The following is a 25,613-nucleotide window of genomic DNA, read 5'->3' as shown; positions in this document are numbered from 1 at the left end:
GCACGATATCGGGGTGACTGATTCCAAGCGGGTCCTCGTCCTCGGCTCGGGATTCGCCGGCCTATGGGCCGCGCTGGGAGCGGCCCGGCGGCTCGACGAACTCGACGCAGCAGACACCGTCGATGTCACGGTGATCAGTAAGCAGCCGTTCCACGACATCCGGGTCCGCAATTACGAGGCAGACCTGAGTGCGTGCCGCATCCCACTGAGCGACGTGCTCGACCCGGTCGACGTCGGGCACGTCGCCGCCGAGGTGACGGCGATCGACACCGCCGCGCGCAGCGTCACCCTCTCGGGTCACGGGGCACAGCACACACAGCGGTACGACCGCTTGGTCCTGGCACTGGGCAGTCGGGTAGCGAAACCCGACATCCCCGGTTTGCGGGAATTCGGTTTCGACGTGGACACCTACGACGGCGCTACGAAGCTACAGCGCCACCTGGCCGCGCTGTCCGACGGCCGAGCGGACGTGGGTGCGGCGACCGTGGTGGTGGTCGGCGCCGGACTTACGGGTATCGAGACGGCGTCCGAGTTGCCCGGAATGCTGGCAAAGGTGTGCGCGGGACGCAACGTCGAACCGCGGGTGGTGCTGATCGACCACAACCCCTACGTCGGTTCCGACATGGGAGCATCGGCGCGACCGGTAATCGAAGCGGCTCTGTCCGACAACGGCGTCGAGACGATGACCGGTGTCGGCGTCGCAGCTGTCGACGAGCACGGAGTGACGCTCTCCTCCGGTGAGGTGCTGGCCGCGGGCACCGTCGTCTGGTGTGCGGGCATGCGGGCGAATCCGCTGACCGCGCAGCTCGGTCCCGACCGCGACCGGCTCGGTCGCTTGCCGGTCGACGACTATCTGCGGGTGGTCGGCTCGCCCGGAGTATTCGCCGCCGGTGACGTCGCCGCGGCACGGGTGGACGATGGCCACCTGTCGGTGATGTCGTGCCAGCATGGGCGCCCGATGGGCCGCTACGCGGGCTACAACGTCATCGGCGATCTTCTCGGGGAGCCGATGCTCCCGCTCCGGATCCCTTGGTACGCTACGATTCTCGACCTGGGACCGGCGGGGGCGGTGTACACCGAGGGGTGGGATCGCCAGGTGGTGTCGCGCGGTGCGCAAGCCAAAGCCACCAAGGTCACGATCAACACCCGACGCATCTATCCCCCGTTGAACCGAGACCGCGACGCGCTGCTTGCCGCCGCCGCGCCGGCGCTGCAGGCACGACCCGATCCCGGACAATGACTCTCAGGTAGTTGACGACCGTGTCGCCCTATGCGGCAGCAGAGTAGCGGTCGAGGTCGTCGACCGCGCCGTCCCCCTCGTCGATCACCAGGGTGGCCAGGTCGTCGCGACTATACGACCGGCATGCCGGTCGCCCGCCAGACCGGAGCCGGTCACCTCCGACGGCGAAGTCATAACCCGCCAGAAACTGACCTGTTCACACTGGTGCCGGCACCGATTCCCCTGGAACCTGACCGGGGATCAGCTTGGACGCGAAGACACGGGCACGCCCCAGGCGCTCCCCTGCTCGCGATCGAGCACCGTGACCGACTTGTTCTTCAGCCCGAAGATGTAGACCAGCAAGCTGACCCCGATCACAACCGTCACGTAGGAGATGAACCAGCCCACGTGACCGGCCGATTTGGACGCCTGGAAAAGTACCGGCGCCGTACCGCCGAAGATGGAATTCGCGAGCGCATAACCCAGTCCGACCCCCAAGGCACGGATGTCGGCGGGGAACAGCTCCGCCTTCACGATCGCGTTGATCGAGGTGTAACCGGTGAGGATGACGTAGCCGACCGCGACCAGCACGAACGCCGATAGCGGCGAGGTGGTCCGCGGAAGATAGGTGAGCAGGACGTAGGTGTAGAGGACTCCACCCACACCGAAGAAGATCAGGAGCGGCTTGCGCCCGACCCGGTCGCTGATGATGCCGCCGATCGGCTGCAGCAGCAACAGCAAGATCAGCCCCAGCAGGTTGATCCAGGTTGCCGTCAGCGCCCGGTCGGCCCCGAAGGTGGACTTCACAATCGCCGGCGCGTTGACACTGTAGGTGTAGAACGCGACCGTTCCACCCGCGGTAATGAGGAACACCAGCAGCAGCGGACGCCAGTGCTTGGTGAACAACTCCGTCAAGGACCCCGCCGTCCGGTCCTCCCCCGCACGGATGGCCTTCAGATGCGACTCGCTGAGCGACTCGTCCATCGAGCGCCGAATCCACAGCACGACCAGGGCAGCGATCCCGCCGATGAAGAAGCCGATCCGCCATCCCCAATCGTTCAACGTCTCGACATCGAGAACGCTGAGCGCGATCAGGAGCGTGAACTGCGCGAGCACGTGACCTCCCACGAGGGTCACGTACTGGAAAGACGACAGGAAGCCGCGCCGATTCGCGGTCGCCGCTTCGGACATGTACGTCGCCGAGGTGCCGTACTCCCCACCCGTGGCAAATCCCTGTACCAGGCGAGCGACGACCAAAATCACTGCCGCCCAATACCCGATGACTTCACGTGTCGGCATGACCGCCACCAAGAAGGAGCACGACGACATGATGGTGATGCTGAGCATCAGGGCCGCCTTGCGGCCACGGCGGTCGGCGAACCGGCCGAAGAACCAGGACCCCACCGGTCGCATGACGAAGGTGACCGCGAAGATCGCATAGATGTACAGCGTGGAGTTGGCGTCGTTCTCGTCGAAGAATTGCGCCTCGAAGTACGTGGCGAAGACCGTGTAGATGTACACGTCGTACCACTCGACGAGGTTTCCTGCCGAGCCCTTCATCGTGTTGAGCACCGCCCGCCGGGTGCTCGTCGGAGCGCGGGTTGGACCGGACGGAGTCGCGTCATCGCTCATCCGTAGACGATAGCGGATCGACGCCCCAACCTGGTCGAGTCACCGAGGGGCGGTGTCAATCCGCTCCCCGGTTCGTCACCACACAGTCAGCGCACCGCAGGGATCAGGGAGGTGACCCTGTCCCCCCGTACTTACGTTCCTTTACAGAATCTTTCGCTACGAAATACTCACCAACGCGCACACGCTGAGCCGGACCCTCCCCCCGCACCACACCGATCAAAACCGCACTCGAGTTGCTCGACCACCGCCCTGCCGTGTACAGCACCGAGCAGCGAATGGTTCTCGGGGCCAATACGTATCGGTCCCTTGACCTGTCGGAATCCGAAGAGGAGCCGTCCTGCCTGCATCCATCCATGCACCATCCCGTGCCGGAACCCGGTGTCCGGTAGCGGCTCGGCTTCCTAACTAGTCGGGCAGAATCTCGACGTACCCGTCCGTTCCGTTCACGCGGATTCGCTGCCCGTCGCGGATCAGCCGGGTGGCGTTCTCCACGCCCACGACCGCCGGCACGCCGTACTCCCGCGCGATGACCGCACCGTGGGTCATCAATCCGCCTACCTCCGTGACCAATCCGTCGGTGGCGACGAACAAGGGAGTCCAGCTCGGATCGGTGTAGGCAGTGACCAGGATGTCACCCGCCACCAGGTCGGCCTGCGACATGTCCGAAATAACCCGTGCCCGCCCTTCCACGATCCCGGCGGACACCGGTAGACCGGCCAGCGCTTCCGCCGGTACGTCTTCGCGGCGATACTCCCCGGAGACAGCTTCCCCATTCGATGTGAGCACCCGGGGAGGCGTGAGCATCCCATACGAGCGGAACGCTTCCTTTCTCTCACGCACGAGGCGGTCGCACGGTCGGTGTGTGGCCACGACCTTGCGGAGTTCGTCGAACGTCAGGTAGAAGACGTCCTCCTGCTCGCGAATCCCGTGTGCCTCCACGAGACGGCCGGCCTCGCGCAACAGGGCCTGTTTGTAGGCGAAGTAGCGGCCGACCATGGCGTACTTGGGATATTCCCGGTATCCCGCAAAGGTGCGGACGCGGTCGATCATGGGCTTGGTCTCGTCGGCCTTGCGTTCCCCGTCAGGCAAGGCGCGTAGGCGATCCAGCAGCTCTTTCTCTTTCTGCTCGGCCTCGCGGAGACCGCGCTCGAAGCGCTGCTTGCCTGCGCCCGGTCCGAAGTTTTCGATGTTGCTCATGATCGTCGGCACGAGCGTGGTGGGGCGATCACTCCAGCGCGGCCTCGTGATGTCGATCTCGCCGACGCAGCGCATGCCGTACTTGTCGAGGTACCCCTCGATGGTCGCTCGTGCCTCCGGGCCGCCCGTGAGCTTCTCCAGTGCGCCCAGGAACCTCTCGTCCTCGATACCCGCGTGCTCGACGTGCCGAAGAAAGGCCACCACGTCCGGGTGGGGCCGGAGCGCGTCGGCGACGTCCAGAAGCGCGAGGCCCATCTCCGAAGTGACGTTGTGGGGAACCGACTGCGTGAGCGTGTCGGCAGCGTTCTTCTCGCCCAGCCACTCCCGCAAGCGGTCGTTGAGCCATCCGGTGGCCTCCATTGCCGTCGTGATCACCTGCCCGCTGCGCGGATCGAACAGGATTCGCCTCAGCTCCTGGATATCGGCCTCGATGAAGTCGAGCAGTTCCGATCCGGACTTGGTCACGATGTCGCGCTTCATGGCCGCAAGCGAAACCTTGCTGCCTGCGATCAGTTCGGCGACGATAGCCGGATCGGGGTCGATCAGGGCGGGTGCACCACCGGCCGGTGCGCCGACGGGCACCTCGTCCGCAGACGACCGGATGAAGTCGCCGCGGTCGAGGACGGTCTGCAGCGCGTCCCCGATGAGCGGATCGGACTTGCCGAGCGTCTCCACCAGGGCTGCGCTACTCGCGGGCGAAGCCAGACGCTGGGTGACGTCGACGAAAAGCCGGCCACCGGCTTCACGCATCGGCGCCGGACTTGTCAGTTGCCACACCGAGATCCCGAGAGGCTTCATCGGATCGGTCATCATCTGCTGGTGGCCGACGGAGACGTACACGTGGTTTTCTCCATCGTCGACCACAGGGATCGGGAACAGCGTGGTGATCGGTCTGCTCTGGACGATCAGAAAGCCATCGTCGACCAAACACCATTCGATGTCCTGGGGGCAGCCGAAGTGCGCTTCGATGTCACGCCCCACCTGCGCAAGGCGCACGATCTGTGCGTCGGTCAGCACCGGCCGGTTCTGCCACTCCGGTTCGATCTCCTGTATGTACGTTCCCCCTTTCGGTGCCGCCCGGACGGCGCGCTGTTTGCCGGCGACCGTCTTGTCGACGACCGCGCCGTCGCGCACCCTGTACACGTCCGCGTTCACCAGGCCGGAAACCAGTGCCTCGCCGAGCCCGAACCCCGCGTCCACGGTGGCGACCGTCCGGTCGGAGGTGACGGGGTCGGCGGTGAACAGGATTCCGGACGCCTGCGGGAACACCATCCGCTGCACGACCACGGCCATGTGGACCTTCCGGTGGTCGAAGCCGTTCTTCAGACGGTAGGCGATCGCCCGCTCGGTGAACAGCGAACCCCAGCACCGGCTCACGTGCCGGAGAATCGCCACGGCGCCCACAATGTTCAGGTACGTGTCCTGCTGGCCGGCGAAGGACGCCGTCGGCAGATCCTCGGCCGTCGCGCTGGACCGGACCGCGAAGGCGGCGTGTTCGCCGAGCCGGGTGACCGAGCGGACGATCTCCGTCGCCAGATCGTCCGGGATGTCGCTCTCTTCGATCACACGGCGGATCTGCACGCTCAGCACCCGGATCACGTCTCGATCATCCGGCCCGACGTGCGACAACTGTTCGAGCAGATCGTCGATTTCCGGTATATCGGCCATGACCCTCCGGAAGGCATCCGTCGTCACGCAGACGCCGTCCGGCACATCTATGCCGTCGAGGCGCGACAGTTCTGCGAGGTTCGCACCTTTGCCGCCGATGACGGCACCCTGCGACCGGTCGGTCTCCTGGAAGTCCAGCACATAACTCATTCCGCTTCCCCACCTGTCGATACGAATTTCTACGGGCGAGTATGGACCACAGAACCGAATCTCATGAGGGCGGACAACCGTGTATAACGTGGAAGGGGGAAGGGTCCATGAGGACCGGGCCGATGCCCTGTTCCACGCACTGTCCGACCGAACGAGGCGCGACATCATGCGTCGCGTGCTGGCCGGCGAGCATTCCGTCTCGGCACTGGCAGCGAAGTACGACCTGAGTTTCGCTGCGGTACAGAAGCACGTCGCCGTCCTCCAGAAGTCCGGCCTACTCGTCAAACGACGCAGCGCCCTGCTCGACACCATTCAGGAAGTCGGAGCCGACCACCTGCTGTTCTCCGCCGAATACCCGTTCGAAGACATGCGACAGGCCGCCACCTGGTTCGACAGGCCATTGGTCCAGGCACTACCCGCCCGCCGACACCTCCGCGGCCAATACCGACGACAAGAACTCCTCCGAGATCGCCGGCCCACGTGACGGCCGGGGCCGTTGCGTCTGAATGGCCCGCAACCGCGCAACAAGGTGCATCATGGGCGGCCCCTCGTCACACAGAAGCCTGATCACGCCCAGACGCGCGCACTGTGCGGCAAGCGGGATCAGAGCATCCAGGGCCTCCTGCTCATCACCGGCGACGAGAACCGACACGACGTGCAACAGTCGCGCTCGCAGCAGCGCACGGGGACGTGCCTGGGTCGCTATACGCTCTACCAGGGCAGCTGCCCTCTCACGGGCATCGAGCGCGCTCGGCAGCGACTTCTCTGCCATCAGCCGCCGGATCGCCGAATCCTCCTCGAGTTCTGCTGTCACCTCGACGATCCCGTCCACCAGATCCGGCACAGGTGCGGGAGTGTCCGGGTCGCCCTCGGTCAGGTGCTGCGCAGGATCGGCTGCCGACAGCCCCAACCTCGTCCGCTCGTTGCCGATACGGGCGGCCAGCCTCGGCAGCACCAACTCGGCGGCGATCTGTGCACCGTCGTCCAGCCGCTGGGCAGCCGCTGTGATATCTCCCCGGATGGCCTTGATCCGGGATCCGGTGCCGAACGTGACGAGCATGAAATCGACGACACCGCCCTCCGAGCCGAGTTGATAGCTCTCGTCCAGCAGCCGTTCGGCCTCGTCCAACTCGCCACGCTCGTACAGCAGATCCCCCAGCATTGCGCTTGCGAGCCTCGTGGAATACGAGTGGAGACCTCCCGCCTCACGCGCGAGACCATAGGCCAACCGAAAATACCGCTCGGCCTCCTCCACGCGCAGCATCTCGTTTGCCGCGATCCCGGAAAAGCAGTGCCCGTATACCCCAGTGAACGGCCCCGTCGTGCGCGCGTGGAAGGGCGCCCCCCATTCCTGCCACCGCTGTGCGGCGTCGAAGTCGAAGCGGTGAATCGCCTCGTAGGACGCGACGTTGGATGCAGCGGCGAGGACGAACGGGCGCAGGGTCTTCTGCCGGTCCAGGCAGTCCGACACCAACTCGGTCAGCCCGTCGATGCGGTCCCCGAAGAGGTCCGCGACTCCCCTCACCAGCGCGGCGTCGACACGCAGGTCGGCCGTAGTGGTGTCGGCGGCGGGTAGGTCGGCGATACAGGCATCGAGAGAACGAAGTGATTCCTCCACGATGGTGTGGTCATGGTGGAGCAGTACGTGCGCCCAGGCGAGGGCGAGCTGCAGGTGGGGGCGATCCGCCGCCAGTGCCCGGGGAACCTTGTCGATCAGACCCAGCACCGACGCGAGCTGCGAGTGCTCGATCAGCGCCAGCCCTCGTGCGTCGACGAGGTCCGCCGCGAGTTCCCGGTCCCCGGCGGCCAGTGCCTGACCGACAGCCTCGCTCAGCAGATCGTGCGCGGCGAACCACTGCGACGCCGTGCGATGCAGTTCGGCGATGCGCGCGGGATGATCGCGCTGCATACGACGACGCAAGAAATCGGCGAACAAGTGGTGATACCGAAACCACTCTCGTTCGTCGTCGAGTGCACGGAGGAACAGATCGCGTTCCTCGATGTGTTCGAGTAGCGCTTGGCCGTCGTCGACGCGCGCGAGCACGGCCGCGAGATCACCGCAGAGCCGTTCGGTGACCGACGTCGCCAGCATGAATTCGAGGAGGTCGGGCTCGAGGGCGCTGAGAACGTTCTCGGCGAGGTACTCACCGATGCCTCGGTGTCGGCCCGACAGGTGGCTGATGAATTCAGCTGGATCGTCACGCCCGCGCAAAGACAGCGACGCCAACTGCAAGGCCGCGACCCACCCCTCGGTGGAGTCCCTCAGGTCGGAGATCTCGCCCTGTTCAAGGGTCAGTCCACACATATCGACGAGGAACTCCCGGGATTCGTCCAGGTCGAACCGGAGGGCAGCGGCGTCGAGCTCGACCAGTTCGTCACGGACCCGCATGCGGCTGAGTGGCAATCCCGACTGACTGCGGCTGGTGACCAGCACCTGCAAATGGTGGCACCCATGATCGAGAAGGAATCCCATCGCGGCGATGGTCGCGGCATCGGTCGCTCGGTGCCAGTCGTCGATGACGACGGTCAGCAGCTCGCCGCGTTCGTGGATCTCGTTGATGAGGGTCGTGAGCACGTACCGGTCGGCCTGGTTGCCGCGTTCTTCGAGAATCTGGCCGAGCTCCGCGGCAAGATCCGGTCGGACGGTGCGGATCGACTCCGTCAGGTGTGAGAGAAACCAGACGACGTTGTTGTCGTCCGAGTCGATGCTCAGCCACGCGACCGCAACACCGGAACTGATCAGGGTGTCGCGCCACTGCGCGGCCAGTGTGCTCTTTCCGAACCCTGCAGGGGCGTGGATCAAGATCAATCGCCGGCGACTGGCGTCGCGTAACTGTCCGGCGAGTCTACTGCGTGGTACAAGTGCCCGCGTCGGTGTCGGCGGCCGATACTTCGTCGACGCGCTCGGCGGTTGCAACGACGACCCGACGGCCTCAGGCAGCGAAGCGGCGTGTGTCTCGGTTGGCACATAGCTGACTGTGCCGGTGGCAAGTTCTTGAACCGAACGAACAGGTGGCCGCTCTGCTCGAGTTGATATCGCCATCTCGTCGACAACCAGATCGTGCCTGCGTTCGACCTCGCGGAATAGATTTCCGAACTCCGCTGCGGTGCATGGACGAGCGCCTGGATCCCGAGCCATCGCGGTCTCGATCGCCGCGCGAACGTCGGCTGGGATGCCGGCGGACGGCAAACGCGGTGCTTGTTCGGCGGTAATTCGCAGGAATTGGGCGACGATCTGTTCACCGGACCGGCGCTCGAAGGCCGCATGCCCGGTGATGAGAGAGAACAGGGTTGCGCCGAGCCCATAGATATCGGATGCGACGCTGGGAGACTCGCCGGAAAGCACTTCCGGCGCCGTGTATGCCGGTGAACCGGTAAGCGCGCCGGAGTCCGTCTCGAAGCCGCCTTCGATACGGGCAATACCAAAGTCGGAGAGCTGCGGCTCCCCGTAATCGGTCAGCAAGATGTTGCCCGGCTTGACATCGCGATGGAGGATCCCCGCGCGATGTACGGTCTCGAGCGCTCCTGCAAGCTTCACCGCGATTCGGATCGCAGACTCCCACCCCGTCGGTCCGTGGCCCCGGATGGCAGCCTCCAGTGAGTCACACTGGTGGTACTGCATGACGATGAAGGGAAGGCCACTCCGAGTCTCCCCTATCCGCAGCACATTGACGATGTTCGGGTGCCCCGAGAGCTGCCCCATCGCGCGCTGCTCACGCAGAAACCGCGCTCGATTCTCCTCGTCGAGCCCCGAACCCAACACCTTGACGGCGACGACCCGGTCGAGCGATGGCTCCCGGCACCGGAATACCACCCCGAACCCGCCGCGGCCGATCACCTCCACTTCCCCGAAGCCCTCGGCTTCGAGTTCAGCCTTGAGCGTGGGGTACGCACCGCGGATGGGAGCGGAACCATCCGGGTCCATCATCGATCGCTCAGCCCTGGGCCTGGGAGGCGGAGGCCGCGCCCTTGGTCCATCCTGCATCACCGATTTCCCAGTCGTCTACCGGACGAGTGCCCGTCGGCAGGCGGCTGCATACGTTCGTTGCCCCACAGCTTACCCGGTCGGGATCCGCGGGTAATCGGTCGCGGCGCATGGTTCCGCTGTTCCACGGGAGCAAGTCTGTTCAGCTGATGAGCGGCTCCGGGAAGCGCTGGCCGGCCTTCGAATGGCAATGGATCGGAGGCGTGCATCCGATCCGATGCTGCACGTCACCGCTTCCACTCTCCCCGAGTTGCGGAAGATCGCGAGGTCTTTTCTAGGGTGGTGCCGCGTACACGTCAGCCCGCCCGGGTGCGAGGAGGCACATCGGTGAGAAGCTCTTTCAAAGCTGCTTGGGGACTGAGGCGTACGACTGATCTCGTCATCGACCTCCTGACGCGCGAGCCACGGGGAAACCTCGACACTGACCGGAATCGGTCTCGACCAGCTCACCCCGCATCCTGCTCGACGGTAGCCCGGACAAGCCGTGATCGGGCAGAAACTTCATTGCAGCAACAGTTTCCGGGTCACGCACCCTGATGCGAGTCGTCGTGTCGTCGACCACGATCGAGATCTTTTGCGGGCGTTCTCATGCGATCGTCTCCGCTATTGCGGAAGGAACGCTGCGGGCACCCTGCGGGGTCTCCGCGTGTTGGTTGTTCGAGTGCGATGGTTCGTGCACCACACCGACATGATCGGGGAACCGAAAGCGCAGCGCTGCCGCGGAGAGGGCCGCGGCGAGGACCACAGCGGCACCGGCCAGCAGGGCCTGGTGGTAGCCGTCGTGCAGCAACGGAGTGACGGCGAGGGGGCCGAGAATCTGACCGACACTGTATCCGGTGGTCAGCAGCGCCACTGCACGCGGGAATTGCAGATGCGCTCCGATACCCAGTGCCAACGACCCGACGCCGAGGAAGGTGGCACCGAACAGGAAGGCGGAGATCAGGGCGGGGCCGACACCGGCGACGACGGCGGGCAGCGCGATGCCGACGGCCTGGATGAGCAGGGCAACCAGCAGGAGGATCGGCCGCGACCACCGACGGCTCAGCCACGCCCACACTGCACAACTCGGCAACGCTGCCAGCCCCACGACAATCCAGGCACCGCTGCCGACCCGCCCGCCCGCGGTGTGATCGATCGCGGCGACGAGGAACGTGCCCGCGATGATGTAGCCGGTGCCTTCCAGGAAGTAGCTGACGAACACGGCCGTGAACCAGCGGTCGGTCCGTGGGCGGCCGGGCGCTCCCGGTCCGGCGGCAGTGGCGGTCGGCGACGGCTCCGGCGTCAGTGCCCATGCTGCGGCGGCACAGACCAGCGCCAGAGCGGCAGCCGCCCACCAGGCTGAGCGCCAGGTGCCGATCGAACCCAGAATGAACACGAGGACGCCGGACAGGGCGATGCCCGCTCCGACTCCGCCGAACGCCCAGCCGGCCAGGTGCTGGGCGTGCGACCGCAGGTGGGAGAGCATGGCGCTGACGGCGATCATGAAGATGAGTGCGCTCGCGATGCCGGCGACGAGTCTGAGGACGAACCAGGCCGACCCATCGTGTGTGGCGGGCATGAGCGCCAAGGTCGCGACGAGAACCACCAGGGAGGTACGCATGACCGTTGCCGAGCGCACCGCCGCAGGAATGAGGATGCCGACCAGTGCCCCCACCAGGTATCCGATGTAGTTCGCCGTGGCCAGCGCGGCCCCGTGCGAGGAGGACAGACCCGCCTGGGAGTGCATCAGCGGCAGGATCGGGGTGTAGACGAATCGCCCGACGCCCATGCTCGCCGCCAACGCCGCAGCCGCCCGGCCGACGTGCGCCCGCGGAGAAAACGCTCTCACCACTGGCCCGGATCGTTCGGGTGTGGCCGCAGCGCGGTGACGGTGATACTCATCCACGGCCGCAGAGGCAGCGTGTCGAGCACGTTCGTGTGGAGGTCCGCTTCGTCGTCGGCGCGCCACACCCCGATACTGCGCAGCTCACCGACCGGGCGCCACAACCGGGCCAGATGCCCTGCGGACGAAAGTTCCCTGGCGCGTATCGCTTCCGCGGCGCGGCGCGCGTCCACTTCGGATGACTCGGTGCCGTCGGGGATCGTCGTGGTGATCTCGACGAGAAACTCCTGCATGCTCGTTCTCGGTTCGGGGGTTGAGGTCATGATTCATCGTGTGCCCTGATCCGGCCGGCCCGCCACGACCGCCTTACTTCTGCCTGATAGGCGCAGCCTCTTACCGCACGTAGCATGAGCAAGCGTGGAACTGCGTCAGCTGAGATACTTCCTCGTCGTCGCCGAGGAACTGCATTTCGGCCGGGCGGCGACGCGGCTGATGATCGCCGGGCCCTCCCTGTCCCAGCAGATCATCGCGCTCGAACGAGACCTCGGCGTGCAGCTGTTCGCCCGCGACCGCCGTTCCGTCGCCCTCACCCCGGCCGGTGCGGCACTGCTTCCGCACGTCCGCGCACTGCTCGAGCGCGCCGACGACCTGCGCGCCCGCGCCGAGCGCCTGTCCGGGGCGGAGCCGGTCCGGATCGGCTACGTCAACTGGCTTCCCGCGGACCTGACCGCGCGCACCTCGGGTGTGGCGCAGTTGCACGTGGACCCGTGGGTTGTGCCTTCGCACGCCCAGGCCGCGCGGGTCGCCGACGGCAGTCTCGACCTGGCCGTGTGCTGGGTGCGGAAGTCGGATCTCGCCCACCACGGCCTGCAGGCCCGGCTGCTCGGCGCGGACCGGCTCTACGCGGTGTCCGCCGGTGCGGACACCGCACCGGTGCGGGCGCGAGACGTCCTGCTGCTCGTCGATGACGACGCGACGTCCTGGTCGTCGTGGAACCTCTTCGCCGAACAACTGGCCCGCGACACCGGGGCGCGAATCTTGCGGATCGACGACGGCGGCATCACCGGTCCCGCATTCTTCGACCACGTCCGCGCCGCGGGCCGCCCCGTGCTCAACTCTCCCAAGGGCCAGACCACGACGCTGCCGCCCGACCTCGCCGCACGACCGGTGATCAACCCGGCGGTGATCTGGACGTGGTCGCTCGTCTGGCGCCGGAACGAAATCCGCCCCGTCGTGCTCGCCGCCACCGACGCCCTCACCCGGGACGTCGGCGATCTCGGCATCCACGACAGCGGAATCTGGCTGCCCGCGGACGACCCCCACCGGTAACAGGGGTGTCGTGGGAGGCTGCGCCTCCCACGAGGGAGTAAACAGGTCGTGGCGCAGCACTCGCCGCGCGCGGATCATCGATTCGTGAGCGAAACACCCGTGGCCCGAGTCGGATACCCGGGATTCGGTCATCGAGCCTTCGTGAAAAACCCTCATTTCGGAAGCGAGTACTTCGGCATATGAACACCACGCAGAAAGTCGTCATCGTCACCGGCGCGTCCCAGGGCATCGGCGCGGCCGTGGTCACCGGCTACCGCAAGCTCGGCTACGCCGTCGTCGCGACCTCCCGCTCCATCGGCGCATCCGATGATCCCGAGGTGCTGACCGTGCCCGGCGACCTGTCCCAGCCGGGAACCGGCGCCCACATCGTGGAGCAGGCGCTGGCGCGGTTCGGCCGGATCGACACCTTGGTCAACAATGCGGGAATCTTCGTGGCCAAGCCGTTCACCGACTACACCGACGAGGACTACGACGCGGTGACCGGGGTGAACCTGCGAGGTTTCTTCGACATCTCCCGCAGCGCGGTCGCCGCGATGCTCGCTCAGGGCAGCGGCGGCCATCTGGTGAACGTCTCCACCACCCTGGTGGACCACGCGAACTCGCAGGTGCCCTCGGCCCTCGCATCGCTGACCAAAGGTGGTCTGAACGCGGTCACCAAGTCGCTGGCGATCGAGTACGCGACCCGCGGAATCCGGGTCAACACCGTCGCCCTCGGTATCATTCGCACCCCGATGCACCCGGTCGACACGCACGAGGCCCTCGCTGCCCTGCACCCGGTCGGCCGGCTGGGCGAGATCGACGAGGTCGTCGACGCGATCCTCTACCTCGAGCACGCCGGGTTCGTCACCGGCGAGATCCTGCACGTCGACGGCGGCCAGAGCGCCGGGCACTGAGAGCACGCGGCGGGCACTCATGAACAGCACGGCTTCACACGACGAGATCCTGCGCGGCGTCCTCGACCGATGGAAAGCCGCGGTCGACGCACACGAGCCCGACCTCGTCGCCGCCGAGTTCACCGCCGACGCGATCTTCCAGGGCCTGCATCCCTACACCGTCGGACGCCAGGGTGTCGCCGACTACTACGCCTCCCAACCACTGGGCATGACCGCCGCGTACCGGATCCTCGAAACCCGTCGACTCGCCGACGATGTCGTGCTCGGCTACCTGAACGTCGATTTCTCCTTCACGGACCGGCCGACGCTGACCGTGTACCTGAGCGTGCTGGTCAGGCAATCGCTCGACGGGGATCGGATCATCCACTACCAGGTGTCCCGACTCGACTGAGGCGGCCCGCGTCGCCCCGATCAGCGACCGAATGAGTAGTCGCTGAGGACATCTGCGCCGACAGTTCTGGATTAGCGCGTGCCTCACGAGGGGAGCTTCGTTGAAACAGGCAAGTGCGCCGGCCAGATCGATCGAAAGGCTGGCCGCAACCACAGTGCCCTACGGATCCGGCAGCCGCCGGGGAATCTGCACGACGTACTTGCCGGCACTGGTCACTGCCGCCTCGCCCCAGCCCGCCCACGTTTTGTTGATCCGGGCGACCTCGGTGTCGGACTCGTCGACCACCGAACAGTCCCAGCCCAACACATTCTCAGCCTTGATCGCCCGACCCACGCACCGCCGGCCGACAACGAGAACCTGGTCGCACCGAACACGGTGTCCTGCTTGACATCCCCACGGACTGCCCTTCGCCGGTCGAGGCGTCCGACGAACCGCGCGAGTTTCTCGTGGTGGACTGACCGACGTACACCCCGAGCCGATCGTGTTGCCGATGTTCGCGCCGCGCCGGCATTTGGTCGAACCGAAACACACACACCCAAGGCGCACAGGGCTGGGGGTGGCCACAGCCACCCCCAGAGTGGCTGACGCCCACGGAGTCACATCGTTCATGAGCGCCGAAAAATGGCGCAGCATGCAAGTGGACCGCGACAAGCGGACGATCAGCAGACTCCTCGACCTGTCGCCACGGTAGGACCGGCGACGAGTCGTGGGCGCCGAGCGTTCGCACTCAGTAACCGCCCATCGCTCCGACGTGATGGTCTCCACCGGTATCCGGTCGGCTCCCGGCCGCCTCGAGCCGATACCGGGCCATACACAACGTGGCGTCGAGGCTGTTGAAACCGACCTGTGCGTACAAACCCACGGCGTCGTCGTTCAACGAGGTCGACGGGTACCAGCCGGGGTGAGGGGCAACCCGTCCCGTCGCGCGGCGATACCGCACCGCCCAGCGGTTGGCGTCACCGAAGACGAACGCGTAGGGAACCGCGGCGAGGAAGCATTCACCGATCGCGGCGGACCCGATCGTGCACGATCGACCCGACAGCACCCGCTCGAAACCGGCTGTTCGGGCCCAGACCTGCAGCCCCTCCCGTGTGTGCCGAAGACCCGTACCGGGCGCGAACACCCCCACAGAGCCGATGACGAACGTAGCGAATGGAACACCGACGATCGTCGGACCGACCACACCGAGGAACCCGAACACGGCCAGTACCATGCACAGGGATGCCATCGTCCGTCCGATCCACGTCCTGACCGAGATCGCGAGCAGACCGTCCTGCGCCGCCCACGCCCGGCACGCATCGGACATCACGCGCATGCCCTCCTTCACCGCATATCCCGACTTCAACGAGCCGTCGGCAACGAAAACCGCCCCCGGCGTATGGATTCCGAGGACATCGGCCAACGCCCGCGAGACCGGGTCGATCCGCGCCCATCGATCCGGTGTACCGATCCCCTCGATCCGCCAGCGCTCGTCCTCGACGAATACCAGCCGGACCACGGACCGCTCGGCCAGATGGAGCAGTGTCGCCGTCGGCGCGCTGTCACCGATCCACTTCCTCACCACATACTCGGTCTGTGCAGGCCCCAGACCAGGAAAGGGTCCATACCGCACCGGCACCTCGCCGAGTTCCTCACGGGCACTTCGCGACCACACAATACCCGCGCCCCACCCCACGACCGAAAGCCCCGCGGCGACCGCGGCGAGCACCCACGAGTCGCCGACGACAGCAGCAGGCCCACGCACAGTTGATGCCGGCCCCCACACCAACGGCCACAGCAGTCCTACAACTGCCACGCCACCGACGACGACGGCAACACCAGCACGCATTCTCGACGCACCCACCGCGCGATCGTGAGCCTCGGTGCGTTCCTCTCCGCCAGAAGCAGGCTCGCGTTCCTCTGCGCCAGAATCGGGTTCGTACTCATCGCCGTTGTCGTACATTCGCCTACCTCGCTGCCGGGAACGTTGTGGATACCGCAATCCTCGACACATCCACATCCCACAACCAGACGACATTGGATTACCAACCGATCCCCCAGGTGCCCGGCACCTCACCCCCGCGGGGGACGACGTTCCCCGCGCACGGTGCATCCCGCCACCGCGACCGTCCCTGAAGAGCCCCCGCCGCGAGGCAGCAGCGCAGCATCGCAATCGGCCCGGACAACACCCGGCACGCCGAAGATGCCGGCCACAGGATCAACGGATGGGCGGACCACGTCTGCATCCCGCGCCCAGCCAAGGATGGTACCCGCAACTGGGGGCCGAACCGCCACATTCCACGTCTCGGCCGGTGCGCCATCCACACTGGACGGCGAGCACCGCGGCGCGACTCGACCACTCGACGAGTCAGCCTGAAGAAGCAGTCGAGCGCAGCCCGTCGACAATGAGGCCGGTGATACGGGCGGCTCTGACCGCATAATAACCAAGCGAGGAATCACGCGACGACGTCATGCACCTCACGGGATTTGACCGGCCGGCACCCGGTTACCGCTAGGGAACCCCGAAGCTTCCGAATCCCGGAGCGACGGACAGTTGGAACCGATTGGGATCGACGGACGCAACAACATCCGCAAACGCGGCGACCGTACCGCTACCGGTAACCACCCGGACCGGGGTATACCGGCACCAATCCACCGCAGCGATCGGTCGGCTGAAACCCATTGGCGTCACGCCACGAAGCACAGTGGTACCGGCAGCGCCAGTGGACAGATTTCGCCAGTTCACCGCCAGGTCGATACAGTCCAGCGTGGTCATCACGGGCGACTGTTCAGCCGTGAACGTCACTACGCCAAGCGCCTGTATCGATGCCGACGGTGTCACCGACACTACCGGCGGCACAGCGCACACGAGCAGACTGAAGCATCCCGAGACAAACGTCGCAGGCACCGCAAACGCCGTAGTCACCGCTGACGGCGGCGGTTCCGCCCCCGCAACAGCAGCCGATCCGAACGGGAGCGAAAAACCGGCCACAAATGCAATAGTCCATGCCACACACAATCGGCGAGTTCTCGTACAGCGCATCGTTGACACTCCCGCCTGGGATTTGGCCCCGACCTGCCGAGCTCCCAGAATACCCGTTCCTGCTCACTGTGTGGCACACCACTGATGTTGCTCCACCAACTCCCGGCCACCGGAATTTTCACCGGGCCGGTCAGCGGTGGTCACCTGCAGGACGGGGCAGAGTAAGTCGGTGCCGCTGAGACATCCGATGTTGCAAAGGGGATAACTGTCGCTGAGAATCCGAGCTGACATGTTCCCGCGGCCAGGACGGCGTGGTGGTAGGGGTGCGATCAGCGGGTGCCGGCGTGCACACCCGGGACCAGGCTCAGCACGCGGGCGAGGGCAGTAGCTACCGTCATCACGGTGGCCACCACCACGATGACGCACACGAACGTTGCAGGAGTCGGTGGAGTACCCGAACGCTGCCCCGCTGCCCACACCGGCGACGGTGGCTGCGATCGCACCGACCCGAGAGGCAGTGCGCACCCTTGCGCCAGTACCGCTCTGCGGGCGGAGAGCACCAACACCAAAGCCCATCTCACGGTGACGTGAACGCGGCGTGCAACAACACCAGGAACGGAGACAGCCCGACGAATGTCATCGCTGCAGGTCGACAAACCCCGTATTGTCGACCTGCAGCGGCGTCAGGAGCCGTTGATAACAAGGTCGGCGAGCCAGACCAGCCACGGTATGCCGCCTTCAATTGGCAATTCCCACATTGTTCCCTCCCGGTGTTTCGGTTCGCTGTGACCGTCACATTGTGCCCGACTCTCCGGAGCCAGACCAGGATCCCGTCCTCGTCGGTACCGCGCCGATGCCGCTGACACCTTCGGACAGCAGCTACCCTTGATACCGGACCGGTCGTAGGCGCGCGGAGGCCGGTTACCCTCATCGTAGGAGGGTGAGCCTGGCGGTGCGGTGCCGAACTTACGCTCCGTGTTCCGATTTCAGTTCGGAATGGCAGGGTTCTCCTCCGATCCCAGGTTTCGCACCAGCCATCGCCCGTCGACGAAGCGCATGAGGACCGGGCACACGTACCGGGGATCGTTCGGCTGCCACAGGCCGCCCTCGAGCGTCGAGACATCGAGCACGTACAGCGCCTCGACTCCTGGGGCGACCATCCTTGCGGCTGAACTGATTCCCCACGTCGCCGGATCAGGAAGCATCGTGCGGAATGACCGCACATGCACGCGCTCGAAATGCACCCACAGCGGATGATTCGGCGTCGGCCCCGCGAGGGCCGCCGCGACCGCGTGACCATCCCACCCGTCAACGGTCATCTGATAGTGGTTGTCCTGCACCCACTTCTGCGCGAGCACCACCCGGAACTCGGGATCCACATTCGGCCATACCGACCACAGATCCCCGTCCACGCACACCGGTGTCAGGAACGCCCACACCGCACTCACCAACTCCGCATGCCCGAGGAACCGCACCCGTTCGACCGGATCCATCGCACGAAGCTGCCGGTACGTCTGCCGCACCTCGGGCGGCAAGGAGTCGATCTGCTCGTCGGTCAGCTCCGGAAGGGACGACGCCGCCGGTGCCGCACCGGCGGCAGGATCTTCGTACGGTGCGAAAAGCCCTGCCCGGAGGGCGCCGACGAACCGCGGGGTCAGCGGCTCGAGTGACTCGAGCATCTCCCCCACCGTGCGCGGCGGGAGTGCATTGCGGGCGACCAGTACGTGTATGCACTCGAACACCGCTGCCGGGTCCAGATCGAGTTGATCGCAGAGGAATTCGTCGGGGTCGATTGCCTCGATGTCGAACGGGTCGAGGGCCGCTGGAGGGAAGTCTTTCAGGTTGGCGGTCACGATCTGTGCTGCACCTGACCGTACGGCCGCAGCCAGGACGTGCCGGTCCTTCGGATCGTTGGCCATCGCGGGGATCAGTTCCCGGTATCCGCGTGACTCCTCCTCCGCGAGGGGAAATACCCTGCGCATCTGCTGCACTCGCCGCGCTGCCTGTTCCGGCGACTTACCGAACTGCTCGCCGGACAGGTTGCGCTCGACCTCCGCGAGCAGATCCGGCGTCCACACCGGCCGGAACACCTCGGCATCGGCGAGGGTGAGCAGCAGATTGGTCAGGGTCCGGGGAAGCAGGACGCACGCATCGAGAACCACCCGAAAGGCAGCCATGTTCGGATCAGCGGGTCGACACGAAGCTGTCCGCGGCGGCGGGGTCCGGGATTTCTTCGTGCGCCATCTCCTCGAACACCTGGCCGCGGCGCCCGCGTTCACGTTGCTGGAATTCGAGCACGTCCGCCAACTCCACCCGCCGATGCCGGCCCGGTGAGGTGTACGGGATCTTCCCCGCCTCCAGCAATCGCACGAGGGTCGGCCGCGTTATGCCCAGCAGTTCCGCGGCCTCCTGCGTCGTCAGCACGGTGCGATGCGGCTCCACCGTCACCGCCTGCCCCCGATCCAAGGCTGTGACCGCGTCGACGAGCAACCCCCGAACACTGTCCGGCAACGGCACCGAACCGTCCGGGGTCGAGATCGACACATCCTCATGAACAGCGAGAACAGCCTTCAGCGCGGCGAGAAGATCCCGATCGTCGGCGCCCGGCGGCAACACCGTGTGGTTCATCAGAGCACCCATACCCCACCATAAAACGAAAAAAACGAACACGCAATGTCAATCCGCCGATCTGAGGCTCGCTTCCGCCCATCTGGTGCATGCCCACCTTCCTCGGTGCCGCTCGTACCCAGGAACCGGATCGACCCGTCCGTCGACTCGGGCTGGTTGTAGAACACGAGATCCTCATCCGAGCGAACCTTGCCGCCGGAGTCCAGCAGCAAAGCCGACGCATCGACCTCGACCTCCGACTCGGTCCACCCGAGCACCACATCGACCTGCTCCACCGCAACCACGGTGCTCGACGGCGTTCAGGGTCTGGCCTTCGGCCAGCCGCATCGATTCGTCGATCACACTCGTGCTACCGGGATTGATCCCGACACGCCAGTCGCTGTCGAGTCCGAAGACAACCGCGGGAACGAGGTCGGGCACGCACACCCTTTCGGTTGCCCATGCTTGCCGCGGTCGAGGTCATCGTTCTCATCTGCGTCTGGAAGCGGCCCCGTGGCTTCCATGACGGCGTCTATTCGCCGTCGGACCAGCTGACGTGCTGGGTCAAACTCTCGATACGCCAGCCATCCGATGTGCGGGTGGAGTTCGCGGTCTCCCAGGGACAGAAGGCCCGCAGCCCACGAATGTGCGGAGTGTCTATCGAGACCGCGGGGCCCGATCCTGTCGGTGCGATTCTCTGACATGGCCGACAGCGCCGGCAGCCACCCACGGAGCCACTACCGCGACGGCCTTGATCGCACCGGACCGTCCGACCAGGCGGGCGCCGCAGATCCCCACCAGGAGGTCACCGGTGTCACTGGCGAGCCCGGCCGACGCCCAGCGGCGGAACTCGTCGGGCCTGCCCCGAGTCCAGGCCAGAACCGCACCCCCACCGAGGACGAGGTCGCGAACCCCGACCGTCCGCATCAGCACGGCGTTCGTACCGTTGCCGGCGTCCTCGCGAGGCAACACGACGGTCGGCGCCGCGATGAGCAACACCCCGACGCCGATCCGGGCGGACGCGAGCAACAGCGAAACGTCGACGCGCGCAACCATGATGAGAACAGTATCGCCACGCGCAAGCACGTGGCGCCGTCGAGGCACCTGCGCAGTAGCCACCGACCACCGTCGTGCCCAAGCCAGGTCCGGGCCGATGCTTCCCGTCGAGTCATTGATGATGCACTCAGTGCGGTCCGGTTCGGCGCCGAACACTCATTCGCCGACTCGACGCGGCGGATGTTGCCGGGTTTCCCGCCTCGGGGCCGTCGTCAGATCCCGACCGGAAAGCCCCGGTCTTGGACCGGACGATGTCGCCGAACCAGTTCGTTTCACTACCGCGCTGTTCGATGATCTCGTGGACTCTTCTCCATGTCGAACCTGCACCGGCGGGCAAGGACACCGAGCTTCGCGCGCCCAGCGAACGAGGACTGCCGATCGGGCTATGCTCGAGGTTGTTCGGGAACACCCACGACCGCCCGATGACGGGCACCGAGGGGCGATGCAGGGGCCAACCATGGCCGTTGATCCACTGGCCACGAAACGTGACCTGACAACGCGGATAGCAGCGGAGCTCGCCGACGCCGGATTCGAAGCAATGCACGAAATCGGTCATGGCGGCTTCGGCGTCGTCTACCGCTGCCGACAGCCTTTCCTCGATCGGATGGTCGCGGTCAAGGTGCTCACCGCCGACCTGGAGACGGACAACCTCGAACGGTTTCTGCGCGAGCAACGTGCGATGGGCAAGCTGTCCGGACACCCGCACATCGTCAGCATCTTCGGCGTCGGCGCCACCGACTCCGGCCGACCGTACCTGGTGATGCAATACCACCCCCGTGGATCGCTCGACGCGCACATTCACCAGTCCGGCCCTGTCGACTGGGAGTCCGCAACGCACATCGGCGTCAAGGTCGCCGGCGCGCTCGAGACCGCGCACCGTTCCGGAATGCTGCACCGCGACGTGAAGCCAGGAAACATTCTGCTCACCGACTACGGCGAGCCGCAGCTGACCGACTTCGGCATTGCACGCATCGCCGGCGGATTCGAAACGACCACCGGCGCGGTGACCGGCTCGCCGGCTTTCACCGCGCCGGAGGTGCTGCAGGGTGACGCGCCGAACCCCGCCGCGGACGTCTACGGCCTCGGCGCCACCCTGTTCTGTGCCATCACCGGTCACGCAGTCTTCGAGCGTCGCAGCGGGGAGGAGGTGGTTGCGCAGTTCCTGCGAATCGCGCGGCACCCCGTCCCCGATCTTCGTGCCGAGGGCATCCCGGCGGATGTGTGCGAGGTGCTCGAGCACGCAATGTCTCGGGATGTTGCCACCCGGCCGCCGACCGCGGCCGACCTGGGCGAACTGCTCCGCGACCTGCAGGGCCACCACGGGTTGGCGGTCGACGAGATGCCGGTCCCGATCTCGGCGGGGCCCGGACCGTCGGTGCGGGGAACCGGACAGCACAGCGGCCCGCAGCAGGGTGTGCCGCGGCCTCGCCTCACCCCAACCTATGTACGGACCGCCGCGTGGCGGTCGTCCACGGCGGCGATCACTCCGCCCGCCGCAGCGACCAGATTCAGCCCACCGGAGCGGGCTGGGCAGCTGGTACCGCGCCTACGCCTGCTGGACCAGTTGCGGGCCGGGCAGCGGCGGCGGCTCGTCGTGATCCACGCGCCGACCGGATTCGGCAAGAGTGCGCTGGCCGCCCAGTGGGCGGACGCCCTCGCCGCCGAGGGCGTTGCGGTCGCGTGGCTCACCGTCGATCACGACGACAACACCGTCGTCTGGTTCCTCGCGCACCTGATCGAGGCGATCCGGGTGGTGCGTCCCGGGTTGGCCCGCGAGCTCGGGGCGGCACTGGAGGAGCACGGCGACGATGCGGAACGCTACGTGCTCACGTCGCTGATCAACGAGATCCACAAGCGAGGCGAGCAGGTCGCCGTGGTCATCGACGATTGGAACAAGGTCAGCAGCGCCGACACCCGATCGGCGTTGGCGTTCCTGCTCGAAAACGGCTGCCACCATGCGCAAATCGTTGTCGCCAGCCGAACCCAGTCCGGTCTTCCTCTGAGCCGCATGCGGGTGCACGACGAGCTGGTCGAGATCGACTCCACTGCATTGCGATTCGACCAAGGCGAGTCGAGACGCTTCCTCGTCGACCTGGCGGGACTGGACCTTGATCGCGGCGACGTGGAGGATCTGACCGAATCGACCGGCGGGTGGGCGGCGGCACTTCAGCTGGCGTCGGTGTCGCTGCGTGACTGCGACGATCCCACCCTGCTGATCGCGCATCTGTCCGGCCGACACCATGCCATCGGTGAATTCCTGACCGAGAATGTGCTCGCCTCCCTCGATCCCGCAATGCTCGACTTCCTGCTGGCGACGTCGGTCACCGAGCGGATCTGCGGCGAACTGGCCTCCGCACTTTCCGGCGTATCGCGCGGTCAGGAAATGCTGGCCGAGGTCGAGGAGCGCGATCTATTTCTACGCCGCGTCGACGACGAGGGCCAATGGTTCGCCTACCAACCACTGTTCGCAGACTTCCTTCGGCAACGACTGCAGCGAGATCGACCGGAGAAGATTCAGGAGCTACACCGCACCGCATGCGAATGGTTCGCCACGCATCGAATGCTCAGCGACGCGGTCGATCACGCACTGGCCGCCGACGATCAACGGCACGCCGTCGAACTGGTCGAGGACGGCGGCGTCTACCTGATCGACCACTCACAGGTGACCACACTGCTCGGGCTAGTGGGGAAACTCCCGCCGAGATTGGTTGTGGGGCGACCACGGTTGCAGCTGCTCCTCGCCTGGGCAGACATTCTGATGCACCGCACCGACGCCGCGCGGCAGGCGCTCGCTATGGTGGACGCAGCGCTCGAACACAGCGAGCTGGAAGAATCGGAAGTCGCCGAACTTCGGGTCGATGCCGCCGTGGTGGAGGCGGTGGTCGAGTCGCGCGCGGATCACACCGACCCGGTTGACAAGCTTGTCGCGGCCGCCCTGGCACAACCGGATGCATTGCCGCCGTGGGTTGTTTCGACCGCCGCGAACCTCGCGACGTTCACCGCGAGCACCCGCAGCGACTTCGCTGAGGCCCACCGCCTGCAGGAGTGGGCGCTGCCGTATTACGAGCGCAACACCGGCCCCTACCTCCTCGTGCACGGGCAGTGCTGGTTGGGTCTCGCCGAGATGGAACAGCTCGAACTCGACGCCGCCGAGAATCGGGTGCGCAAGGCGGTCCGTACGGCCCGCCGAACCGCCGGTCGGCACTCGCTCGCGGCCCGGCTGACAGGGTCAGTACTCGGCGAATTATCCTACCACCGAGGCGAACTCGACGAGGCCGAGCGGCTGCTCGACGAGGGCTACACCCTCGGTGGCGAGCCAGGGCCGGTCGATTTCAAGCTCGCGCGCTATGCGCTCGGCGCCCGCATCAAGGTGCTGCGAGGCGACCCGGCCGAGGCGTCCATCCGGCTCAACGAGGGCATGCGGGTTGCCGAGGCCATGTCGCTGTCACGGCTGCGGGCTACGGTCGAAAACGAGCGAATTCGGTTGGGGCTCGATCTCGGGGCCGATCTGACGGGGCCGCCGCCGGTGCAGTATGCGCAGCGCCGACGGCCGGTCGCCGGCATCGATGCGATCATCGCGCAGATCGAGGAGGACACCGGGATCCGACTGCTGCACGGGCACGATCCCGAGCTCGCCTGCCTCTGGGCCCAAGAATGGGTGGATCACCACGATGGCACCGAACGCAGGTATTCACTGCTGCTGGCCCAGCGGTTGTCGGTGGGGTGTCTGGCCGCGGCGGACCGCGTCGACGAGGCGAAGGCGCTGCTCGCCGAGATCGCCGCGCGCTGCGCCGCGCTGCGACTCGCGCGTTTCCTGCCAGACGGAGGTCCGCGCCTCGCCGCGCTGCTGGCGGCGTTACACGCCGATCAGCGCGAGGGGCACTGGCGGCCGGAATGGGCGGCGGTACCGGCGGCCTTCCTGCAGGCGGCAACGGCTGCCGCGGTGCCACACACGCTTTGAAGGTGGACGATGAGCAGCTGGCCCTACTGGTTTGAGATCGCCGTGATCTGCGGGATCACGGCCGTGGGCACCATCGTGTGGGGACACTGGGAGGAACACACCCCGAAGTGGCGGCGGATCGGGAAGATCGCCGTGTTTTGCGGGCTGTCGGTCCTCCTTTCCGCCACGGCCGGGCGATTCTGGTTCTTCGTGCTGCTCGGAGTGCTGGTCGCGATCGTGCTGCTGATCCACGCCTGGTGGCTTCCGCGGAAAGGCATCAACGGTTGGACCGGCGAGCCCCGCGAGAAGTACTACGCTCTCCGCGGCTGGAAGTGGCCACCGGAGATACGATGAATTACTGGTCATAACTGAATTAGATTAAGGGCGTTCGCCCTTCGCGGCTGCGGCCCACGGGCAGTGGGAGGGTGCACTCGACAATTTTGGCATGTTGGCGGGAATACGGCATGCACGGAATGCCTCCGCCCCACCACCAAGTGGCGGTCAACATCGCTTCTCCGTGTGGTGCGCCAAACTTGTTTCGAGATCTCCCTTTTGAGGCAGCCTTACATTCTAGACCTGATCACTCGTACCTGACCCGGCCCTATCTACCGCGGAGTCCCGAGACGGGCAGGTACCTCGGTGTTCGGGTCGACAGTGGACTCATCGCGATGGCAGGTAACGCCTGAGGACGGCACCTACAACCAGATGGGCAGGCAGGACTCGCTGATCCCGAAATCGGCCGCGATCTGCTTCAGATGCTCC

General features: G+C 66.1%; 18 protein-coding genes and 1 pseudogene. 7 read left to right on the top strand and 12 right to left on the bottom strand.

Translation table 11 applies throughout. The features are described from left to right. The first annotated feature begins 13 nt into the window (after positions 1-13). Positions 14-1,240: an NAD(P)/FAD-dependent oxidoreductase gene (locus DTA22_RS34365; protein WP_112302371.1), complete on the top strand. Its 1,227-nt coding sequence runs from the start codon at positions 14-16 to the stop codon at positions 1,238-1,240. Positions 1,241-1,480: 240 nt separating this feature from the next. Here the strand turns inward: DTA22_RS34365 and DTA22_RS34360 are convergent, their stop codons facing one another. Next, the gene (locus DTA22_RS34360) at positions 1,481-2,851 is read right to left on the bottom strand and encodes an MFS transporter (RefSeq protein ID WP_112302370.1); all 1,371 of its coding nucleotides are present in this window, start codon (positions 2,849-2,851) and stop codon (positions 1,481-1,483) included. 405 nt (positions 2,852-3,256) lie between these two features. Next, positions 3,257-6,034: a rifamycin-inactivating phosphotransferase gene (gene rph / locus DTA22_RS34350; RefSeq protein WP_245973274.1), complete on the bottom strand. Its 2,778-nt coding sequence runs from the start codon at positions 6,032-6,034 to the stop codon at positions 3,257-3,259. Between rph and DTA22_RS36980 the strand changes: the two genes are divergently transcribed. Next, positions 5,955-6,350 (top strand): ArsR/SmtB family transcription factor, encoded by a 396-nt coding sequence (locus DTA22_RS36980; RefSeq protein ID WP_322789953.1) that lies wholly within the window; start codon positions 5,955-5,957, stop codon positions 6,348-6,350. The genes rph and DTA22_RS36980 overlap by 80 nt on opposite strands. Here DTA22_RS36980 and DTA22_RS34340 read toward each other — a convergent pair. From DTA22_RS34340 to DTA22_RS34330, 3 genes are all read right to left on the bottom strand, one after another. After that, on the bottom strand, positions 6,279-9,794 hold the full coding sequence (locus DTA22_RS34340; protein WP_112302367.1) for a serine/threonine-protein kinase: 3,516 nt from the start codon (positions 9,792-9,794) through the stop codon (positions 6,279-6,281). The genes DTA22_RS36980 and DTA22_RS34340 overlap by 72 nt on opposite strands. Before the next feature lie 643 nt (positions 9,795-10,437). Continuing rightward, on the bottom strand, positions 10,438-11,619 hold the full coding sequence (locus tag DTA22_RS34335) for a YbfB/YjiJ family MFS transporter (RefSeq protein ID WP_112302366.1): 1,182 nt from the start codon (positions 11,617-11,619) through the stop codon (positions 10,438-10,440). Between the two features lie 56 nt (positions 11,620-11,675). Beyond that, positions 11,676-11,996 carry a muconolactone Delta-isomerase family protein gene (locus tag DTA22_RS34330; protein ID WP_235214430.1) on the bottom strand — a complete coding sequence of 107 codons (321 nt, stop codon included), beginning with the start codon at positions 11,994-11,996 and terminating at the stop codon, positions 11,676-11,678. Between the two features lie 94 nt (positions 11,997-12,090). On the opposite strand from DTA22_RS34330, the gene DTA22_RS34325 reads away from it, so the two are divergent. The 3 genes from DTA22_RS34325 to DTA22_RS34315 all read left to right on the top strand — a co-directional run bounded on the left by DTA22_RS34325 (position 12,091) and on the right by DTA22_RS34315 (position 14,286). After that, entirely contained in the window at positions 12,091-13,002 is a 912-nt protein-coding gene (locus DTA22_RS34325) for a LysR family transcriptional regulator (RefSeq protein WP_037237667.1), read from the top strand. A gap of 179 nt (positions 13,003-13,181) precedes the next feature. Beyond that, on the top strand, positions 13,182-13,895 hold the full coding sequence (locus DTA22_RS34320; RefSeq protein ID WP_037237670.1) for an SDR family NAD(P)-dependent oxidoreductase: 714 nt from the start codon (positions 13,182-13,184) through the stop codon (positions 13,893-13,895). Between the two features lie 19 nt (positions 13,896-13,914). After that, on the top strand, positions 13,915-14,286 hold the full coding sequence (locus DTA22_RS34315; RefSeq protein WP_037237673.1) for a YybH family protein: 372 nt from the start codon (positions 13,915-13,917) through the stop codon (positions 14,284-14,286). A gap of 159 nt (positions 14,287-14,445) precedes the next feature. Here the strand turns inward: DTA22_RS34315 and DTA22_RS36975 are convergent, their stop codons facing one another. The 7 genes and pseudogenes from DTA22_RS36975 to DTA22_RS34270 form a co-directional block, all read right to left on the bottom strand. Next, positions 14,446-14,571: a phospholipid scramblase family protein gene (locus tag DTA22_RS36975; RefSeq protein WP_245973276.1), complete on the bottom strand. Its 126-nt coding sequence runs from the start codon at positions 14,569-14,571 to the stop codon at positions 14,446-14,448. 442 nt (positions 14,572-15,013) lie between these two features. After that, positions 15,014-16,114, bottom strand: a complete 1,101-nt coding sequence (locus tag DTA22_RS34305) for a DUF2207 family protein (protein WP_160118544.1) — start codon at positions 16,112-16,114, stop codon at positions 15,014-15,016. Positions 16,115-17,577: 1,463 nt separating this feature from the next. Next, complete coding sequence (locus DTA22_RS36150; protein ID WP_156046727.1) at positions 17,578-17,751, bottom strand: hypothetical protein; 174 nt, start codon at positions 17,749-17,751, stop codon at positions 17,578-17,580. 483 nt (positions 17,752-18,234) lie between these two features. Beyond that, complete coding sequence (locus DTA22_RS34290) at positions 18,235-19,425, bottom strand: PIN domain-containing protein (RefSeq protein ID WP_112302364.1); 1,191 nt, start codon at positions 19,423-19,425, stop codon at positions 18,235-18,237. A 7-nt stretch (positions 19,426-19,432) separates the two neighbouring features. Continuing rightward, entirely contained in the window at positions 19,433-19,888 is a 456-nt protein-coding gene (locus DTA22_RS34285) for a helix-turn-helix domain-containing protein (RefSeq protein WP_112302363.1), read from the bottom strand. A 74-nt stretch (positions 19,889-19,962) separates the two neighbouring features. Beyond that, positions 19,963-20,160 (bottom strand): annotated as a pseudogene (locus DTA22_RS34280) (TerD family protein); the annotation flags it as partial. Positions 20,161-20,512: 352 nt separating this feature from the next. After that, positions 20,513-20,911: a hypothetical protein gene (locus tag DTA22_RS34270; RefSeq protein ID WP_112302362.1), complete on the bottom strand. Its 399-nt coding sequence runs from the start codon at positions 20,909-20,911 to the stop codon at positions 20,513-20,515. Positions 20,912-21,368: 457 nt separating this feature from the next. Here DTA22_RS34270 and DTA22_RS34265 point away from each other — a divergent pair, with 457 nt between their 5' ends. Next, a complete protein-coding gene (locus tag DTA22_RS34265; RefSeq protein ID WP_112302361.1) occupies positions 21,369-24,872 on the top strand; it encodes a serine/threonine-protein kinase in 3,504 nt (1,167 codons plus the stop codon). Positions 24,873-24,881: 9 nt separating this feature from the next. Next, a complete protein-coding gene (locus DTA22_RS34260) occupies positions 24,882-25,205 on the top strand; it encodes a hypothetical protein (RefSeq protein WP_037239256.1) in 324 nt (107 codons plus the stop codon). Positions 25,206-25,613: the final 408 nt, after the last annotated feature.

The sequence above is a fragment of the Rhodococcus wratislaviensis genome (assembly GCF_900455735.1).
Lineage (GTDB): Bacteria > Actinomycetota > Actinomycetes > Mycobacteriales > Mycobacteriaceae > Rhodococcus_F > Rhodococcus_F wratislaviensis.
Note: the sequence above shows the minus strand (reverse complement) of the source record. Positions and strands in the feature narration are given on the sequence as shown.

What these genes read in the sequence shown, in the direction of transcription:
- DTA22_RS34330 (WP_235214430.1), bottom strand. Translation starts at nt 11,996, where the DNA reads ATGACCTCAACCCCCGAACCGAGAACGAGCATGCAGGAGTTTCTCGTC.
- DTA22_RS34305 (WP_160118544.1), bottom strand. Translation starts at nt 16,114, where the DNA reads ATGCGTGCTGGTGTTGCCGTCGTCGTCGGTGGCGTGGCAGTTGTAGGA.
- rph (WP_245973274.1), bottom strand. Translation starts at nt 6,034, where the DNA reads ATGATGTCGCGCCTCGTTCGGTCGGACAGTGCGTGGAACAGGGCATCG.
- DTA22_RS34260 (WP_037239256.1), top strand. Translation starts at nt 24,882, where the DNA reads ATGAGCAGCTGGCCCTACTGGTTTGAGATCGCCGTGATCTGCGGGATC.
- DTA22_RS34340 (WP_112302367.1), bottom strand. Translation starts at nt 9,794, where the DNA reads ATGATGGACCCGGATGGTTCCGCTCCCATCCGCGGTGCGTACCCCACG.
- DTA22_RS34360 (WP_112302370.1), bottom strand. Translation starts at nt 2,851, where the DNA reads ATGAGCGATGACGCGACTCCGTCCGGTCCAACCCGCGCTCCGACGAGC.
- DTA22_RS34285 (WP_112302363.1), bottom strand. Translation starts at nt 19,888, where the DNA reads ATGGGTGCTCTGATGAACCACACGGTGTTGCCGCCGGGCGCCGACGAT.
- DTA22_RS34315 (WP_037237673.1), top strand. Translation starts at nt 13,915, where the DNA reads ATGAACAGCACGGCTTCACACGACGAGATCCTGCGCGGCGTCCTCGAC.
- DTA22_RS34265 (WP_112302361.1), top strand. Translation starts at nt 21,369, where the DNA reads ATGGCCGTTGATCCACTGGCCACGAAACGTGACCTGACAACGCGGATA.
- DTA22_RS34290 (WP_112302364.1), bottom strand. Translation starts at nt 19,425, where the DNA reads ATGGCTGCCTTTCGGGTGGTTCTCGATGCGTGCGTCCTGCTTCCCCGG.
- DTA22_RS34320 (WP_037237670.1), top strand. Translation starts at nt 13,182, where the DNA reads ATGAACACCACGCAGAAAGTCGTCATCGTCACCGGCGCGTCCCAGGGC.
- DTA22_RS34335 (WP_112302366.1), bottom strand. Translation starts at nt 11,619, where the DNA reads ATGGGCGTCGGGCGATTCGTCTACACCCCGATCCTGCCGCTGATGCAC.
- DTA22_RS34270 (WP_112302362.1), bottom strand. Translation starts at nt 20,911, where the DNA reads ATGGTTGCGCGCGTCGACGTTTCGCTGTTGCTCGCGTCCGCCCGGATC.